We start from the raw sequence: 18,230 nt of genomic DNA, 5'->3' as shown, positions 1-18,230 counted from the left end.
ATAAAAGCTAAGAAAAACTCCAAAAAAAGAGTTTTTCTTAAAATAAATTTGCAATTGTGGTAAACCTAGAATACGACTGGAACGCGGTGGAATGGAGAGATCTATCTAGAGAGATTTCTCCATTTCGTTTCACTTCAGTCGAAATGACGATTTATATATTGGCCACGGAGGCACGGAAATTGGTCCTTCATCTCGATCGCAGTATTCCCAAGTCTTTTTAAAAGATTTCTCCGTTCCGCTTTGCTTCAGTCGAAATGACGATTTATATATTGGCCACGGAGGCACAGAAATCACGGAAAATTATTCTGTGTTAATCTGTGTTTCCGTGGCTAATTATAGATAATCTGTGCTTATCCTTTTGATCTGTGGCGATCTTATTCTGCTTCGTCGTCTGTAATCAGTCTGATCGAATCGTCAGAAAGCATAATCAGGCGCTCTTTGTACAATGAACCAATGGTTTTTTTGAAAGCGCTTTTACTGATCTGGAAACGGTGATAAATATCTTCCGGAGAACTTTTATCGCCCAGTTCAATTACACCACCACTCTTTTTAAGCTCTCTTAACATCATCTCTTTCGAATCGAGAATATGGCCGTAACCACTTGGCTGCAGGGTTAAATCGATCTTACCTTCCACACGGATTTTCTTGATCCAGCCTTTGCGCATTTCGCCAGGTTGGATATTATCAAAAACCTCGTTATTATAAAGTAAACCAATATAAGTATTGTTGATAATGGCATTAAAACCAAGGTCAGTTTCTTCGGTAATCAATAAGCTCACCTCATCACCTTCTTCAAAATCAAAACCGTCTTCTTCAACAAAATCATATAGCTTAGAAGAAGCCAACAAGCGGTCGTTACTTTCGTCTAAATACAGGTAAACCACATATTTATAGCCTTTTTGCATCGGCCTTTTTTGCTCGCGGTCTGGTACATATACATCTTTATCGATCCCAAGATCCATAAAAACGCCATCATCACCATCAGAAACCACTTTCAAAAAAGCGAAATCGCCTACTTCGGCATAAGCTTTCTGGGTAGTGCCGGTTAAGCGACCATCTTTTTGTACAAAAACAAAAACGGTAATGTTATCGCCAATTTCTACGCCATTCGGAACGTATTGGTAAGGGAGGATGACCAGTTTATCGCCATCGGTTAAGTTTAATCCAGCTTCTGTTTTGCTTAAAATCCTTAACTCGTTGTATTTTCCTATTTCAATCATGTGTTTGGGTTTAACCATTTTCTTCAATGGCTTTTGTTGCAAAGGTAGCAATGTTTAGCTGCAAATTGGTTTTTAAATCAGTTGAAATAATTTTAACCACAGATAAAAAGGATGTACACAGATATTAAGATCTGTGTGCATCTGTGGTGAAAAAACTAACCTCATGTTTCTTTTTAGCCAGATTATCATTGACTGACTCGGCTAGAGCGGTCGTCCTCTCGACCGAAGCAACGCGGAGTGGAGAGATCTATTACATGGGAGCTATCAACGATGATCTATCACCGCTATTTGAACCTGCAATGAAAAAAAATATATATTTTAGCAACTTATCTAATATTAAATCTACAATATGAACAAGCAGATTCCTCCATTTTTTTTAAGCGACGAGTATTTTATTGATGAGAAAGTAAACTTTTTAAAGTTTGCGAACGAGTACAAAGTTTATAACGATCAGGGTGCTCAGATCGGGATTATTAAACAGCGTATTTCTGGCTGGCAAAAAGCTTTAACCTTATTGGTTGATAAGCGAATGATGCCTTTTAAATTAGAAATTACCGATACCAACGATCAGTTACAGGCCACCATTACAAGAGGGTGGACCTTCTGGATGTCGAAAATTATTGTGACCGATCCGCTTGGTGTTGAAGTGGGGATTATAAAACAAAAATTTAAATTCTTCAAGCCAACTTTTACCATTTCGAGCCCAACATCTGGAGAAGAGATCGCAAAAATATCTGGCGATTGGAAAGCATGGAATTTTAGTATCACCAATAACGCAGGTGCCGAAATGGGCAAAATAAACAAAAAGTGGGCTGGTGCTTTGAAAGAAGTTTTCACCACGGCCGATAAATACAATGTATCTATCGATCCCAGTTATGCCGAAAGCAATCAAAAAGTTGCAATTGTGGCCACTGCCATTACCATTGATATGGTTTTGAAGGAAAGCAAGTAGGATAATTATTGAATGAGAGAATGATTGAATTATTGACCGAGCATATCCCTCGAATAAATTATATTCTCTCATTCAATAATTTAGTCATTTAATCATTTCTTTGGGTTAAATTTGAAGCCTACAATTTAAGGTATCTTCATTGATATGGAAAAAACCAAAGGAGCCAAAAAGCCGAGTATTTTCAGTTTACTTGGAAACTACAGCGGCTTAATTTTTATGCTGATCCTGTTTGCGTTGCTCAGTAACGGTATCAACTTACTCTTACCAAAGATTATTGCAAGCGGTATCGATTCTTATACCAACAAAACTTTCAACCTTCAATCCATTCTGCTTCAGTTTTCACTGGCTATTGTACTGGTTTTTATCTTTACTTATTTGCAAAGTATTGTACAGACCTATGCTTCTGAACGTGTGGCAAGAGACTTAAGAACAAGATTATCTGATCAGATTTCGCGACAGAGCCATGCCTATATTATTCAGGCTAATCCCTCAAAACTGTTAACCAATCTTACAGCCGATGCTGATTCGATTAAAATGTTTGTTTCGCAGGCTATCGTTTCTATCTGCTCGTCTATATTTTTAATTGTTGGGGCAAGTATTCTGCTCCTGATAATTAACTGGAAACTGGCACTTTGTGTGATTGCTATTGTGCCGATAATCGGTGGGGCATTTTTCTACGTGTTAAGCAAGGTAAAAGTGCTTTTCAAAAAGAGTAGGGAAGTGATCGATTGGCTGAACAAGGTAATCAGCGAAAGTATTTTAGGTTCGGCTTTAATCCGCGTAATTAATTCACAAGCTTTAGAATACAATAAATTTATAGATGCAAATGCCAAAGCAAGAGATTTAGGAATTTCCATTCTCCGTATGTTTGCGGCACTGATTCCGGTTATTGTTTTTACAGCCAATTTATCTGGTTTGTGCATTCTGGTACTGGGTGGTCACTTTGTCATCACCAATTCGATGACCCTGGGAGAATTTACCGCTTTTAGCAGTTACCTCACCCTCATTATATTTCCCATTTTGGTAATCGGTTTTATGAGCAATGTAATTGCGCAGGCTACAGCATCTTACCAAAGGATAGAAAGTGTGCTGAATGCTGCTGAGATCAAACATCCAGGCACGCTGACTACACAATTGATAGGGGATGTGGAGGCAAAAGACCTTAGTCTAAGTTTCGGACAAAAACCAGTTTTAAAATCGGTTTCATTTTCTGCCAAGGCAGGTTCTAAAACTGCTATTATCGGCCCTACGGCTGCGGGTAAGACACAATTACTTTATATTTTAACTGGTCTTATTGAAGCAGATGCTGGCTCGGTGCTGTTCGATAACGAAGAAATTAAAAAGTACAACCAGGAGAATTTTCACCAACAGGTCGGCTTAGTATTTCAGGACAGCATTATGTTCAACATGAGCATCAGGGAAAATATTGCCTTTAGCGATACCGTTACAGATGAATCACTGGCCAAAGCCATAGCTACTGCCGAACTTAAAGATTTTGTAGATGCTTTGCCTGATCAGTTGAATACTATTGTTTCAGAGCGTGGAAACAGCCTTTCGGGGGGGCAGAAACAACGTATTATGTTGGCCAGGGCTTTAGCGGTGAATCCGAAAATCTTATTGCTTGATGATTTTACAGCCCGCGTTGATACCAATACCGAGAAAAGGATTTTGGAGAACATCCAACAAAATTATCCTGGTTTAACTTTACTTTCCATTACACAAAAAATAGCTTCTGTTGAACATTACGACAAAGTGATCTTGCTGATGCAGGGCGAAATCATTGCAGAAGGAACCCATCAGGAATTGCTGAAAAGCAGTCCCGAATATGTTCAGATTTACAATTCACAACAGAGCACCAGTAATTATGAACTACAATCTTAACCAGCTTAACACCGGGCAGGAAAAGCAATCTACTTTTAAGGCGCTGAAAAGCCTGCTTAAACTGATCTCGGCTGAACGTAAGAACCTTTGGCTGGCGCTGATTGCCATTTTGGTTAACTCAGGTCTGTTGCTTTTGGGGCCATTACTGGTTGGCCATACTGTTGATACCTATATCCGCACCAAACAGTTTCATGGTGTGCTTATTTTTGGTGGCATACTGTTAGTGATGTATATGATTGCCATGGTTACAGGTTACACCCAAACCAGGTTGATGGGTGGAGTAGGCCAGCGAATGTTATACACATTACGCAATGCCATTTTTAATAAACTACAGGAGTTGCCCGTTTCATTTTTTAATCAGAACAAAGCTGGCGATCTGATTTCGAGGGTAAATAATGATACCGATAAGTTGAACCAGTTTTTCTCACAGTCCTTAATGCAGTTTATAGGCAGTATTGTAACCATGATCGGTGCCGGTATTTTCTTGCTTTCGATTAATTTAGAACTAGGGGCCGCAACACTTTCGCCTGCGGTGGTGATCGTTATCTTTACGATGGCTTTATCTCCCTGGGTAAAAGGGAAAAATGCCAAAAACTTAAAAAGCGTTGGTGGAATGAGTGCCGAAATACAGGAAAGCCTGAACAACTTTAAAGTGATTATTGCCTTTAACCGCAGGGATTATTTTAGGAAACGTTTTAATGAGGCCAATGCCGAAAACTATAAAACAGCCATAGGTGCAGGTTTGGCCAACAATATTTTTGTGCCCGTTTATGGTTTATTATCAAGCATAGCACAGCTGATTACCTTATTATTTGGTATTTACCTGATTTCTACCGGAAACTTTACTTTGGGTTTATTGGTGAGTTATATAGCTTATACCACTAATTTTTATAATCCGTTAAGGCAATTGGCTGCACTTTGGACAAGTTTTCAGGTGGCGATGGCCAGTTGGGACAGGATATCGCAGATCTTATCGTTGGAGAGTGACCTAAAACAGATAGAAGTTGACGGAAATATCACTTCTGATGCTTTGCTTGAATTTAAAAATGTGCATTTCTCTTATGATGACAGTAAAGAAATCCTCCATAACATTAACCTGAGGTTCGAAAAAGGAAAAACTTATGCCTTAATTGGACCAACCGGAGGAGGGAAAACCACTACTGCTTCTTTAATTTCGCGTTTATACGATGCCACAAAGGGAACAGTTTTATTAAATGGTAAAGATATCCGTTCATCTTCTGCAGCGGAAAGAACACAAAAAATCGGATTCATTTTGCAGGAACCATTTTTATTTACCGGAACGGTAAAAGAGAATATCTTGTATGGTAATAGTCAATATAAGGATGTAAGTGACACGCAGCTGGAGAAAATAATTGAAGAAGCCAATCTGAATGCACTTTTAGCCATATTTGATGAAGGGTTAAATACACAGATTACTTCCGGATCGGACAGTATCAGTTTAGGCCAGAAACAGCTGATTGCCTTTATGCGTGCGGTGCTCAGAAATCCTGAACTGTTAATCCTTGATGAAGCTACGGCCAACATCGATACCATAACCGAACAACTTTTGGGTAGTATTTTAAATAAATTGTCGAAAGAAACTACGCTTGTTATTATTGCACATCGTTTAAATACCATCGAAAACGCTGATGAAATTTATTTTGTAAATGAAGGTGAAGTGCAAAAAGCCGGAACGCTGAATGATGCATTAAATATGTTACTGAAAGGGAAACGGGTAAGTTAATATCTTTACGGGCATAGACCTCGCAGGTTTTAAAAACCTGCGAGGTCTGATCAAATAATTAATACAAATGAAAAAATATTTCTTCTTTTTGGCGCTTTCAGCCTTAAGCCTCATCTCTTTTGCGCAAAGTGCAGGGCAAAACCTTTTTGTTCAGGATAGTTTAAAGTTGATTTCTTCACAATTTAAGTTTACAGAAGGTGCATCAGTTGATAAACAGGGAAACGTGTTTTTTACTGATCAGCCTAATGATAAAATCTGGAAATATGGTATTGATGGCAAACTGAGCCTGTATATGGACAAATCGGGAAGGGCAAACGGTACTTATTTCGATAAAAAAGGCAACCTGATTGTTTGTGCGGATGAGGATAACCAGATCTGGTCTATAGATAAAAACAAAAAGATAAAAGTGCTTTTCAGTGATTATGAAGGCAAAAAGGTAAACGGACCAAACGATATCTGGTTAGATGCCAAAGGAGGTATTTATTTTACTGATCCTTATTATCAGCGCGATTACTGGACCAGAAAATCACCTGAGATTCAAGGGCAAAAGGTATATTATCTTCCGAAAGGAAAAAAAGAAGCGATTGTCGTGGCAGATGATATTATCAAGCCTAATGGCATAGTAGGTACTCCGGATGGTAAATTTTTGTATGTGGCCGATATGGGTGCCAATAAAACTTATCGTTATCGTATTGGTGCCGATGCCAAATTAACAGACAGGCAACTCATCCTTAATCAGCATTCTGATGGGATGACTTTAGATAGCGATGGAAATATCTATGTAACCGGTAAAGGGGTAAATATTTATAAACCTACAGGCGAACAAATCGGTCATATTGAAGTGCCTGAACAGTGGTGTGGTAACATCTGTTTTGGCGGAAAAAACAAAAACATGCTTTTTATTACGGCTTCAAAATCGCTGTACATTATTCCAACGAATACAAAGGGCGTGGAGTAATAGTTTGTTATAGCCATTTAAGGGCATATAAAGCCGAAAAAACTAAGAATGAATTAATGTGAAAATTTTTTCTGTTCAGTTTATTCAACCCCTAAAAATATTAAAGGCATTAATTAGTTTTGGATTCCTACTTATAGGGATAGACGACTATGAAAAAGCCCTCTCAGGATTGAAGGGCTTTTTTACTTTAATCCATCCTTAAGGTTTTAGGTTCTGCATGTAGCCGGTTGGCGTTACGCCGAACTCTTTTTTAAATGCTTTTGTAAAGTATGATTGTGTTTGAATACCGATCCTGTACATAACCTCTGTCATCAAAACATCTTCACTTTTCATGATCTCAATGGCTTTTCTGAGTCTAGCTGATCTTACAAACTCACCAATAGATTGTCCTGTGATTGATTTTATTTTCTGGTAAAGTTTGGTTCTGCTCATTCCAATTTCTTTGCAGAGGTAATCGATATCCATTTCAGGATTAATCATTTCCGCATCAATGATCGATAATAATTTGGTGAGGAAAGCCTTGTCTCTTTCAGAATGGGCAAGCGCTTTGGGCTCAGTATCTTTATTTTTTAAATAATGGTCTTTCAGTTTTTGCCGTTGCTCAAAAATATTTTTAATGGTAAGCTGTAACAGGTTAATGTTGATGGGTTTGGTGAAATAAAGATCGGCGCCCGATTCGGCACCTTCAATTTCAGCTTCCACACTGTTTTTAGCGGTAAGCATTAAAAACGGGATATGGCTTGTTTCAATATCTTCTTTAATGCGCTTACAAAATTCTGTTCCGTTCATGCCAGGCATCATCACATCGCTGATAATCAGGTCAGGTAAATTTTTTCGAGCCTGTTCAAGCCCTGAGTGGCCATCTGAAGCTTCAATAATGGCATAAAAAGGACTTAGCGTATCCTTTAAAAAAGTTCTCAGTTCTTCGTTGTCATCTACAATTAGGATACTGGTTTTAGTATTCGCAGGTGTTTGTTCGGTTCCCGGTTGGATAACTTCAGTTTCCGACCGGTAGCTGATACTTTCGAGCCTTGTGCCACCAGGCTCGTTATTTTGGCTGAACTGTTCATTTTGCGTATAATCTGCCTTGCTGCTTGGGATGCCGATAATAATTTCTGTTCCTTCATTCCGCTGGCTCGATACCTGAATTAATCCTTTATGCAATAAGGTTAAGCTCTTTACGAAAGCCAATCCCACTCCCGAGCCCAGATGCGTTTCAGTGATCCGGTAGTAGCGCTCAAATAAATGCTGGATAGAATCTTTAGAAATCCCAATTCCACTATCAATCACGCGGAAATAGATGTAAGCTTTGGCCTCATAGTCACTTTTAATCACCAATTGGTTTTCAAATTGTGGTTTATAACCGATCGGTTCGTTGAAAACCTGAAGTTTGAGTATTCCACCAGCTTTAGTGTATTTAATGGAGTTATTAATCAGATTGAGGATAATTTTTTCAATTACCTGTCTGTCGAACCAGATATCGGCTGGGAGATTTTCTTTTTCTACGGTAAAGTTGATTCCTTTTTCAGCAGCCATTTCCGAAAATTCTTCGGCAACCTCATCAATAAAAAGGTTCAGGTTACCGTTTATCACATTGAGTTTTAAAGCCCCCGAAGCTGTTTTCCTAAAATCCATCAGTTCATTAATGAGCCTCAATAAACGATTGGCATTGCGGTGAATGGTATGGTAATAACTTTGGAAACTTTCTTGTGTATCTTCTCTCAACAGGCGTTCTATTGGGCCCAATATTAGCGAAAGCGGTGTGCGGAACTCATGCGAAATGTTGGTGAAAAACTGAAGCTGTGTCTGGTGCATTTCTTCTCTTTTTTCTTCCTCTATTTTTCTGATTTCCAATCTACGTTTAAAGCTCAGCGCTAAATAGGTTAAGTAAAGAGCGGTTGCAATAACGATTAACCTAAACCACCAGGTTGCCCAGAAAGGTGGAGAAATGATGATTTTTACAGCAGTTCCGGTGGTATTCCAAACATTATCGTTGTTCGATGCCCTAACCCTAAAAGTATAAGTTCCCGGATCGAGGTTGGTGTAAAAGGCCTGTTTCACATGGCCGGCAAAAACCCAGTCTTTATCTTCACCTTCTAAGCGGTAAGCATAGTTATTATTTTCGTTGGCCACATAATTTAAACTGGCAAAACGGAACGATATTGAAGCCTGATCATAATCCAGCTGAAGTTCTTTGGTGTAACTGATGTCGTTTTCGAGTACAGAACCTGCTGTGTTTGGTAAGATTTTTTGATTGAAGATCTGAAATTCGGTAAGGTAAACAGGTGGGATAAATTTGTTGGTCTGAATATCATCAGGGAAAAACGTGTTGAAACCGTTTATTCCCCCAAAAAACATTTCCCCGTTTCGTGTTTTTAAATAGGCATTGGTTTCAAATTCAAGTCCCTGCAAACCATCAGCTGTATTATATTTTTTAAAAGTCTGGTTTTGTGGATTAAATCTAGTAAGGCCATGGGCAGTCGAGATCCAGAAATTGCCTTTTTCATCTTCGGTAATTCCTTTTATAAATTCAGTTGATAAACCTGCTTTGGTGGTGTAAAGTTCAAATTTGTTCTTTGCACGGTTAAAGCGGTAAAGACCAGCCTGCCCGATCCAAAGGTTTCCTTTACTGTCTATAAAGATTACCCTTAAATCCGGTCGTTTTCCACCGCCCATAAAATAATGGGTAAATACCTGGGTATTGAGGTTATAACAGTTTAAACCGCCATCATCGGTGCCAATCCAAAGGTTTTTGTATTGGTCTTCACTAAGGGAAACAATGTTATTGCCTGTTAACTTACTGCCATTTTTCCCCCCGGTAATGCGTTTAAACTGTTTGCTTTGCGCGTCGAAAAGGTTTAAACCACCATAATAAGTGCCGATCCAGATGTTGCCATTGCTGTCTTCGAACGATTTTTGTACATAATCCGAAGAAATGGAAGTAGGATTGGCATTGTGGTTAAAACGGGTAAATGAGCCATCGTTGTGCATGAGGTTTAAGCCACCTGCCCAGGTGCCGACTAATAACAAACCGCTTTTTGTTGCGGTAATATCTAAAACGGCATCAGCACCAATACTATTGAGGTTGAAGGGATTATAGCGGTGATGGATAAAGGTTTTACTGATTTTGTTATAAATATCGAGTCCGCCACCATCAGTCCCAATATAAATGTTGCCGGCTTTATCTTCATGGAAGGCCCGTACATCATTGTAACTTAAACTGTTTTTGTTGGGCTCCTGGCGCACCAATTTAAACTTTTCTGCCTGTGGGCTATAGAGGTTTATTCCTCCCCGGTGGGTACCAATCCACAAATTATCCTGCTGATCGACGAAAAGTGCCGAAACGGTGCGCTGCGATAAACTAAAGGCATTGCCAGGCTCGTTCTGATAATGTGTAAATGATTCATTTTTAGGATTAAAAAGGTTTAAGCCACCATTAATACCACCAACCCACAAGTTTTTATGCTTATCGAAAACAATTGCCCTTATCAGGTTGCTTCCTATACTATTGCTGTTTTTTTCCTGGTGCTGGTATGTTTTAATGGTATTCTTGCCAGGATCGTAATAGATTAGGCCATTTTCTTCTGTTCCAAACCAAAAAGAGCCATTTGAATCTTTTTTAATCACCCTAAAGGATTCATTTTCTAATGTCTTAATAATTGCTGCTTTACCTGATTTAAGGTCTAATATATGAATACCAGCATCGGTAGCCATCCAGATATTTCCTGAAGCATCGCAATACAGATCATTGATGTAATCTTTTCGGTCGGTTTTTGCCACATCGGATTGATATTGATATCGGCTAAAGGTATTCGAGGTTTTGTCGAGCAGGTTCAGTCCACCACCATAAGTGCCTACCCAGATTCCTTTGCTGGTTTCTTTAACTGAGGTAACAATGTTGGTCTGGTTCTTTTGGTTTTTGGCCCTGTAGGTAAAGAAATTGTTTTTCTCGGCATTAAACCTGTTCAGTCCATCCGAAGTGCCGATCCAAAGGGTATGGTTTTGATCTTCAAAGATGCACCTGATAAAATTATCACTGATGCTATTTTCGTTTTTGTTGTGCTTAAAAACAGTAATCTGATTGCCATCGTATTTATTCAAACCATCGCGTGTACCAAACCAGATGAAACCCCGATGGTCTTGAAAGATGCATTCAATGGTGCTGTTCGATAGTCCATCCTCTACACTAACATGCTTAAATTTTAAATTTTGTGCGCTAACATTTCCTATCGAAAAAATAAAGAGGAGCAGGAAAAAAGTTTTCGTTAACGTGTTCATTTGACAGTTTATGCAGACAGTTCTGAGCCGATAAAGATAATTGATTTTTTATCAACCTTATTATAGAGGATGGGTAATCGTCGGAATTATAAACGATGGTTATCCTCGCAACCTCATTCACAACTTGATTGGGAATTTCGAAACCTTAGCCAGGCTTGCATTATTCATTAAGATTAGCTTTGCTGAGCACTTCGTGGTTTCTGCCTGCGCGGGAATGATACATGAGGAATGACGGATTGAAAGCAATTTAAAGCAATAATATGTCGATTAGCACAAAAGAAATGAACAATAGCACAAGGCGGACAATGCGATAAATCCTTCATTTGTATCGTTAATTCTAACCATAATATTCTATGCACATTTTTACATCTTTCTTCAAAGGTAACAAGCGAATGTTAATGCTTTTACTTCTGATTTTTACCCATGGATATCTTTTTGCACAGCAGGCAACCATTACCGGTGTTGTTAAATCAGCGCCCGATAATTTAGGTATGCCGGGTGTAAGTGTTCGCTTAAAAGGAACGGCGATTGCCACCTCTACAGATGCAAATGGAAATTTTAGTATCAAGATTCCTGCTAAGGCCGGTATGCTCGAATTTACTTCGGTAGGTTATAAAGTCCGGGAGGTCCCGGTTTCGAAAACCACAACCTTAAACATAACCTTAATTGAAGATGCTTCTACCCTAAATGATGTGGTTGTAGTGGGTTATGGAACCACCCGAAAACAAGATCTTACGGGTTCTGTAGCAGTTGTTGGTGTAAAGGATTTCCAAAAGGGAAGTATTAGTACGCCAGAGCAGATGTTATCGGGTAAGGTGTCGGGGGTTTCGATTACTTCGAACAGCGGTCAGCCGGGAAGTGGCAGTACCATCCGTATCCGTGGCGGTTCATCATTAAACGCAAGTAACGATCCGTTGTTTGTGATAGACGGCGTACCTTTAGAAAGCGGTGGCGTTTCAGGCGCATCAAATCCTTTGAGTTTCATCAATCCGAATGATATTGAAACCTTTACGGTTTTAAAAGATGCATCGGCAGCAGCCATTTATGGTGCAAGAGCATCAAATGGTGTAATCATTATCACCACAAAAAAAGGTTTGGGCGATGCCTTAAAAGTAACTTTCAATTCGGTAAATTCTGTTTCTAAATTAAGCAAACCGTTGGATGTTTTAAATGCTGATGAAATCCGTGCGATTGTGAATTCGAAAGGAACGGCAGCGCAAAAAGCACAATTGGGTACATTTAATACCAACTGGCAAGATCTGATTTATCAGGATGGTTTTTCTACCGATAACAATATCAGCATTAGTGGCGGAATCAAAAAATTGCCCTACCGTTTATCAATTGGTTATCAGAATCAAACAGGTGTGTTAAGGACGGATGAATTGCAGAAAACTTCAGCTGCCGTTGTTTTTAATCCAAGGTTTTTTGATAATCACTTAAAACTCGATATCAATCTGAAAGGAAGTATGCAGAAAACACGTTTTGCAAATACATCCGCTATTGGTGGTGCAGTGAGTTTTGATCCAACACAAGCTACTTACACGAACAGGCCAGACTATAATGGTTATTGGGAGTGGTTAGATTCAACTACACCGACCGGTCTGGTTAATTTAGTTGGCCGTAATCCGGTTGGCTTATTGGAACAAAGAGAAGACCGTGCGAAACCAATGCGGAGTATCGGTAACCTGCAACTGGATTATAGTTTTCACTTTTTGCCAGAACTGCACGCTAATTTAAACGCTGCTTATGATGTGGCTTCGGGCAAAGGAACGGTTTATGTAGATCCAAATGCTGCGGAATCGATCTTAAGCAACGGCGTAAACAATCAATACAAACAAAATAGAAGAAATACCGTTCTGGATTTTTACCTGAACTATGTTAAAGAATTTAAATCGATTAAAAGTAGGATTGATGCAACCGCAGGTTATTCTTACAATGATTATTTAACTACACAGTACAACTATCCCAGTTTTGATGCTTATGGAAATAAAGTTGTAAACTCAGATCCTGCTTTTGCTTTTAACAAACCTCAATATCGTTTAATCTCTTATTTCGGAAGATTAAATTACAACTACGATGAGCGTTTTCTATTAACCGCAACGGTACGTCGTGATGGCTCATCCCGTTTCGGGCCTTCTTTTAAATATGGCGTTTTCCCATCTGCGGCCTTAGCGTGGACCATTAAAAATGATTCTTTTCTGAAGGATAGTAAAATTGTTTCTGCATTAAAACTACGTGTAGGTTATGGTATAACCGGTCAGCAGGATGGGATTGGCAATTACGGATATATGTCTACCTATGGTTTGAGTGCCTTAAATGCCTCTTACCAGTTTGGCAATACCTTTTATCAGATGTTCCGTCCAAGCGCTTACATTGCAAACATCAAGTGGGAAGAAACTGCAACAGCCAACATTGGTTTGGATTTCGGATTTTTGGATAACCGCATTACGGGCACCCTGGAAGTTTACCGCAAGAAAACCAGCGATTTGTTGAATTTAATTCCTCAGCCTGCCGGAACCAATTTCGCTGCAACAGCAATTGTGAATGTTGGTGATATGGAAAACAAAGGAGCAGAGTTAACCCTGAATTTTAACCCAATAAGAGAGAAAGATTTCAACTGGGATTTTAGCTTTAATGCCACTTATAACAAAAATACCATTACCAATTTAACGGTAGTACCAAATGATCCAAATTATGCGGGCTTTCCGAGTGGAACCATTGCTGGTGGGGTTGGTGGACAAAATGCCTTTATCAACGCGGTTGGCGGACCAAAAAATACCTTCAACCTGTTTGAACAGACTTATGATCAGAACGGAAACCCAATTGAGGGTGTTTATATAGACCAGAATGGTGATGGCGTAATCAATCAGAACGATTTCAAAAAAGGAAAACAAGCAGATCCTAAAGTTTTCCTGGGTTTTAGTAATAACCTGAGTTACAAAAAATGGAACTTATCATTCACCTTGAGGGCAAATTTAGGTAACTACGTTTACAACAATAACTATAGCCAAAGCGGTAATTTAAACCAGATTTTAGGAACTGCAATTATTTTGAATGCTTCGCCCAATTATCTGACCACCAATTTTAAAACCCAGCAGTTATTGAGCGATTATTATGTTCAAAATGCTTCTTTTTTAAGAATGGATAACGTTAATCTGGGTTATGCTTTCGGTCAGATCCTTAAAACCAAAGCAAACGTACAGCTAACGGCCAGCGTACAGAACGTATTTGTAATTACCCAATACAAGGGATTGGATCCAGAGGTGGCGTCAGGAGTGGATAACAATATCTATCCACGACCTCGTATTTTCTCTTTAGGCTTAAATGTTAATTTCTAAGATGATGAACTGCTTTAATAAAAAATATATGAAACCACGTGTTTTACCATTATTCACGCTAGTTTGTGCCATCGGGATGCTGATCACATCGTGCAACAAACTGGATTTAGTACCCACAAACGATCTTACGGCCGATAAAGTATATACCACAGCTGCCGGTTATAAACAATCATTAGCCAAGGTGTACGGTGCTTTTGCCCTCACCGGAAATGCATCCGTTGGTCAGCCCGATATTCCGGTAGAGATTATTAAAGATGAAGGTAATTCCGATTTCCTTCGTTTATACTGGAACTTGCAGGAATTAACTACTGATGAGGCTGTTTGGTCATGGCAGAACGATGCGGGTATCCAGGGACTGCACGAAATGACCTGGTCATCAATCAATTCCATCATCAATGGTTTATACTACCGTTCATTTTTCCAGATTACACTTTGCAACGATTTTATCAATCAATCTTCAGATGATAATTTAAGCAAAAGGGGAATTACAGGCGCTGATGCCGATCAGGTACGCAGGTTTAAGGCTGAAGCCCGTTTTATCAGGGCGTATCAATATGCGGTATTAATGGATATTTATGGAAACCCGCCACTGGTTACCGAAACTACCGAAATTGGGGGTAAAGATTTGCCGAAACAGATTGCCCGTAAAGATTTATTCGCCTATGTAGAATCAGAACTTAAGGCCATTGAAAATGATCTTGCTGCGCCAAAAGCAAACGAATATGGCCGTGCTGATAGGACTGCATCATGGGCTTTGTTATCGAGGATTTATCTAAATGCAGAGGTATATACCGGTACCGCCAGATATACCGACGCGATTACCTATTGCAACAAAATTACGGCTGCAGGTTATACGCTTCATGGCAATTACCGTGAGTTAACTATTGCCGATAATCACTTAAATACCGACGAGAACATCTTTACCATTAATTACGACGGCACAAATACCCAGAATTTTGGGGGTACTACTTACCTGATGCATGGTCCGGCACACGTACCGGCAGAAGTTTCAGGATCCAACGGCGATTGGGGTGGATTAAGGATTACCCAACAATTTGTAAATCTTTTTACCGATAAAACAGGTGCAACGGATACAAGGGCTCAGTTTTATATGTCGGGACAAAATTTGGAGGTGAACGATTTGTATACTTCTAACGATGGTTACTCCAGCACTAAATTCCGTAATAAAACCCGCTCAGGTGGGCCGGCGCCACATCAGGATGTAGCCAAAGACTTTTCGGATATCGATTTCCCGCTTTTCCGCTTAGGTGAAACCTATTTAACTTATGCTGAAGCTGTTTTACGGGGTGGCTCAGGCGGTAGTTTAACACAGGCATTAACGTACATTAACCAGTTGCGTACCCGTGCATATAACGGAAGCGTAGCCGGAAACATCACCTCAAGCGCTTTAACTACCGATTTTATTTTAGATGAACGCGGGCGTGAACTTTGGTACGAGGCAAGCCGCAGAACGGATTTGATCCGTTTTGGAAAGTTTACCACCGCTGCTTATTTATGGGCGTGGAAAGGTGGCGTTAAAGGCGGTGCAGCCGTAAATAGCAAGTACAACCTTTATCCATTGCCGCCAACCGATCTTTCGGCTAATCCAAACCTTCGTCAGAATACAGGTTATTAATCCAAAACAATTATGAAACAGTTATCAATTCAGATCATATATACTTTGCTTTTAATCAGTCTGTTCTTTGGCTGCAAAAAAGAAGAAAGTACAAACATCGTTACGCCACCAAATGCAGGTAGCCTTGCTTTTAAAAGTTCGGTAGCCAATGTAGTATTAACCTCAGCGAATGATGCTGCTCAGGTGGCGACATTTAGTTTTAAAGCCGCAAACTTTGGTGCAAGTGTTATTCCAACCTATTCACTGGAATTTGATGTGCCTGCAGATACTGTAGGTACAAATGCCTGGGCCAATGCGGTAATCGTTAAACTTACTGCCGGTACTTTTGAAAAAGCTTATCTGGGTGCCGATTTTAATTCACTTTTAGCCAATCAGCTGTTATTGCCAACAGGTGTGGTAAGTACTGTAGTGGTGAGATTGAAAGCAGAAGTGACCCAAAATACCGGGACAGCCTCAACCATTAAACCAATTTATTCGAGTTTAACCATGACGGTTAATCCATACAAAGCCACCATAGAATATCCTGCTTTGATGGTAAAAGGAGGTAATTCCTGGAAAACACCAACCGCAAGAACCAATGGTTTTGTGCTAACCTCTGCTAAATTCAATTCGAAATACGAAGGTTATCTTAATCTGCCAAACGCCGATGGTTATGGTGGCGATGCTTTTCAATTGGTATCTACAAAAGATGCGAGCAAGGTTTACGGCTGGGGAGGCACTTCAACTACGATGAGCTTAACAGGAGGTAATTTGTACCTTACACCAGCTCCGGCTTATATGAAAGTAAATGCCGATGTAGATGCATTGACGATCACCTATACACCTGTTAAATTTTTTATCTCTGGTGATGATAACGCCTGGAGTACTTCATCCACACCATTGATTTACAATGCAGCAACAGGCAAGTGGGTTGCGGCGAATGTTTCATTAACTGCAGGCAAAACTTTTGTGTTTACCTGTAATGGTGGTTACGATATCAGTTACAAAGTAGATGCCAATGGGGCCTTAGTTTATGCTGGTGCACCAACCTGGGGCGGTATCAATATCCCGGTTACCAAAACAGGCATTTTCACCGTTACTTTAGATTTAAGCGCTGGTGATGGAAATTATACGTATTCAATTAAATAGGCTAGAGATGTTAAAAAATATAAGCATAAACAGCATGAAATGGCTGGGATTTATTTTATTGCTGGCAATGATAGGTGCCGGATGTAAAAAATCAGTTAAAGGCGAAACACAAATTTATCCTGAGCCAGATCCTGTGGGCACTTATGCCTTGGGAGCCGATGTAAGCTGGCTGACCGAAATGGAAGCTGCAGGTAAAAAGTTTTACAATGCTGCAGGAGAGCAACAAGATCTGCTTAAAATTTTAAAAGATAAAGGGGTCAATACCATTCGCCTTAGGGTTTGGGTAAATCCAGCTGCAGGTTATTGCAATACAGCCGACGTTTTAGCCAAGGCAAAAAGGGCAAAAGCCATGAACATGCGTTTGTTGATCGATTTTCATTACAGCGATTCTTGGGCAGATCCAGGGCAGCAAAACAAACCAGCCGCATGGGCAACACAGGATTTTGCCGGCTTAAAAACTTCGGTTTACAACCATACCGTTGAGGTTTTAACCGTTTTAAAAACCAATAAAATTATACCTGAATGGGTGCAAGTGGGTAACGAAACCAATAATGGCATGTTATGGAATGATGGAAAAGCATCTACAAACATGAAAAACTTTGCAGATCTGGTGCTTTCTGGCTATAATGGTGTGAAAGCAGTAAATCCAACTTCGAAAGTGGTGGTGCATATTTCTAATGGTTATGATAACAGTCTATTCAGGTGGATTTTCGATGGATTAAAAAATAATGGTGCCAAATGGGATGTAATCGGCATGTCAATGTATCCTACAGCTACAGATTGGTCGGCAAAAAACACCCAGTGTTTAGCCAACATGACGGATATGGTTTCCCGTTACGGATCGGAAGTAATGATCTGTGAATTGGGAATGCCAGTTTCAGAAGCAGTAGCCTGCAAAGCTTTTATTAAAGATTTAATCGCGAAGAATAAATCGTTGCCAAATAACAAAGGATTAGGGGTTTTCTATTGGGAACCGCAATCTTACAATAGCTGGAGTGGTTATAAACTGGGTGCTTTTGATGATACGGGCAAACCAACGGTTGCAATGGATGCGTTTCTGCCTTAACTTGGCAGTTGGTCAGGATTTGTAATCCG

Annotated in this window: 10 protein-coding genes; 8 read left to right on the top strand and 2 right to left on the bottom strand. The window is 39.7% G+C overall.

The window, feature by feature from the left end; genetic code table 11:
* Positions 1–374: 374 nt before the first annotated feature.
* Entirely contained in the window at positions 375–1,220 is an 846-nt protein-coding gene (locus AC1RJ8_RS07665; protein WP_492952869.1) for a CvfB family protein, read from the bottom strand.
* 349 nt (positions 1,221–1,569) lie between these two features.
* Here AC1RJ8_RS07665 and AC1RJ8_RS07660 point away from each other — a divergent pair, with 349 nt between their 5' ends.
* The 4 genes from AC1RJ8_RS07660 to AC1RJ8_RS07645 all read left to right on the top strand — a co-directional run bounded on the left by AC1RJ8_RS07660 (position 1,570) and on the right by AC1RJ8_RS07645 (position 6,755).
* Complete coding sequence (locus AC1RJ8_RS07660; protein WP_057933366.1) at positions 1,570–2,172, top strand: LURP-one-related/scramblase family protein; 603 nt, start codon at positions 1,570–1,572, stop codon at positions 2,170–2,172.
* A 144-nt stretch (positions 2,173–2,316) separates the two neighbouring features.
* A complete protein-coding gene (locus tag AC1RJ8_RS07655; protein ID WP_492952870.1) occupies positions 2,317–4,053 on the top strand; it encodes an ABC transporter ATP-binding protein in 1,737 nt (578 codons plus the stop codon).
* Positions 4,037–5,797, top strand: coding sequence for an ABC transporter ATP-binding protein (locus AC1RJ8_RS07650; RefSeq protein ID WP_492952871.1), 1,761 nt, complete (start codon positions 4,037–4,039; stop codon positions 5,795–5,797). Before AC1RJ8_RS07655 ends, AC1RJ8_RS07650 begins: the two co-directional genes overlap by 17 nt.
* 67 nt (positions 5,798–5,864) lie before the next feature.
* Positions 5,865–6,755 (top strand): SMP-30/gluconolactonase/LRE family protein, encoded by an 891-nt coding sequence (locus tag AC1RJ8_RS07645; protein ID WP_492952872.1) that lies wholly within the window; start codon positions 5,865–5,867, stop codon positions 6,753–6,755.
* A gap of 198 nt (positions 6,756–6,953) precedes the next feature.
* Here the strand turns inward: AC1RJ8_RS07645 and AC1RJ8_RS07640 are convergent, their stop codons facing one another.
* Entirely contained in the window at positions 6,954–11,033 is a 4,080-nt protein-coding gene (locus AC1RJ8_RS07640) for a hybrid sensor histidine kinase/response regulator transcription factor (RefSeq protein ID WP_492952873.1), read from the bottom strand.
* 353 nt (positions 11,034–11,386) lie between these two features.
* On the opposite strand from AC1RJ8_RS07640, the gene AC1RJ8_RS07635 reads away from it, so the two are divergent.
* Genes AC1RJ8_RS07635 through AC1RJ8_RS07620 form a run of 4 tightly spaced genes read left to right on the top strand, consistent with a single transcriptional unit; the run spans position 11,387 to position 18,201 of the window.
* Positions 11,387–14,371 carry a SusC/RagA family TonB-linked outer membrane protein gene (locus AC1RJ8_RS07635; RefSeq protein ID WP_492952874.1) on the top strand — a complete coding sequence of 995 codons (2,985 nt, stop codon included), beginning with the start codon at positions 11,387–11,389 and terminating at the stop codon, positions 14,369–14,371.
* Between the two features lie 28 nt (positions 14,372–14,399).
* Positions 14,400–16,007: a RagB/SusD family nutrient uptake outer membrane protein gene (locus tag AC1RJ8_RS07630; protein WP_492952875.1), complete on the top strand. Its 1,608-nt coding sequence runs from the start codon at positions 14,400–14,402 to the stop codon at positions 16,005–16,007.
* A 12-nt stretch (positions 16,008–16,019) separates the two neighbouring features.
* A complete protein-coding gene (locus AC1RJ8_RS07625) occupies positions 16,020–17,135 on the top strand; it encodes a SusE domain-containing protein (protein WP_492952876.1) in 1,116 nt (371 codons plus the stop codon).
* A 7-nt stretch (positions 17,136–17,142) separates the two neighbouring features.
* Positions 17,143–18,201, top strand: a complete 1,059-nt coding sequence (locus tag AC1RJ8_RS07620) for a glycoside hydrolase family 53 protein (protein ID WP_492952877.1) — start codon at positions 17,143–17,145, stop codon at positions 18,199–18,201.
* Positions 18,202–18,230 lie beyond the last annotated feature (29 nt).

It is taken from the genome of Pedobacter sp. GW822-FHT03F06 (assembly GCF_058801365.1).
The sequence above is the reverse complement of the archived record's forward strand: the minus strand, read 5'-3'. Positions and strand labels throughout refer to the sequence as shown.

Coding starts and splice junctions, on each gene's coding strand:
- AC1RJ8_RS07665 (WP_492952869.1), bottom strand. CDS start 1,220: ATGATTGAAATAGGAAAATACAACGAGTTAAGGATTTTAAGCAAAACA.
- AC1RJ8_RS07660 (WP_057933366.1), top strand. CDS start 1,570: ATGAACAAGCAGATTCCTCCATTTTTTTTAAGCGACGAGTATTTTATT.
- AC1RJ8_RS07655 (WP_492952870.1), top strand. CDS start 2,317: ATGGAAAAAACCAAAGGAGCCAAAAAGCCGAGTATTTTCAGTTTACTT.
- AC1RJ8_RS07650 (WP_492952871.1), top strand. CDS start 4,037: ATGAACTACAATCTTAACCAGCTTAACACCGGGCAGGAAAAGCAATCT.
- AC1RJ8_RS07645 (WP_492952872.1), top strand. CDS start 5,865: ATGAAAAAATATTTCTTCTTTTTGGCGCTTTCAGCCTTAAGCCTCATC.
- AC1RJ8_RS07640 (WP_492952873.1), bottom strand. CDS start 11,033: ATGAACACGTTAACGAAAACTTTTTTCCTGCTCCTCTTTATTTTTTCG.
- AC1RJ8_RS07635 (WP_492952874.1), top strand. CDS start 11,387: ATGCACATTTTTACATCTTTCTTCAAAGGTAACAAGCGAATGTTAATG.
- AC1RJ8_RS07630 (WP_492952875.1), top strand. CDS start 14,400: ATGAAACCACGTGTTTTACCATTATTCACGCTAGTTTGTGCCATCGGG.
- AC1RJ8_RS07625 (WP_492952876.1), top strand. CDS start 16,020: ATGAAACAGTTATCAATTCAGATCATATATACTTTGCTTTTAATCAGT.
- AC1RJ8_RS07620 (WP_492952877.1), top strand. CDS start 17,143: ATGTTAAAAAATATAAGCATAAACAGCATGAAATGGCTGGGATTTATT.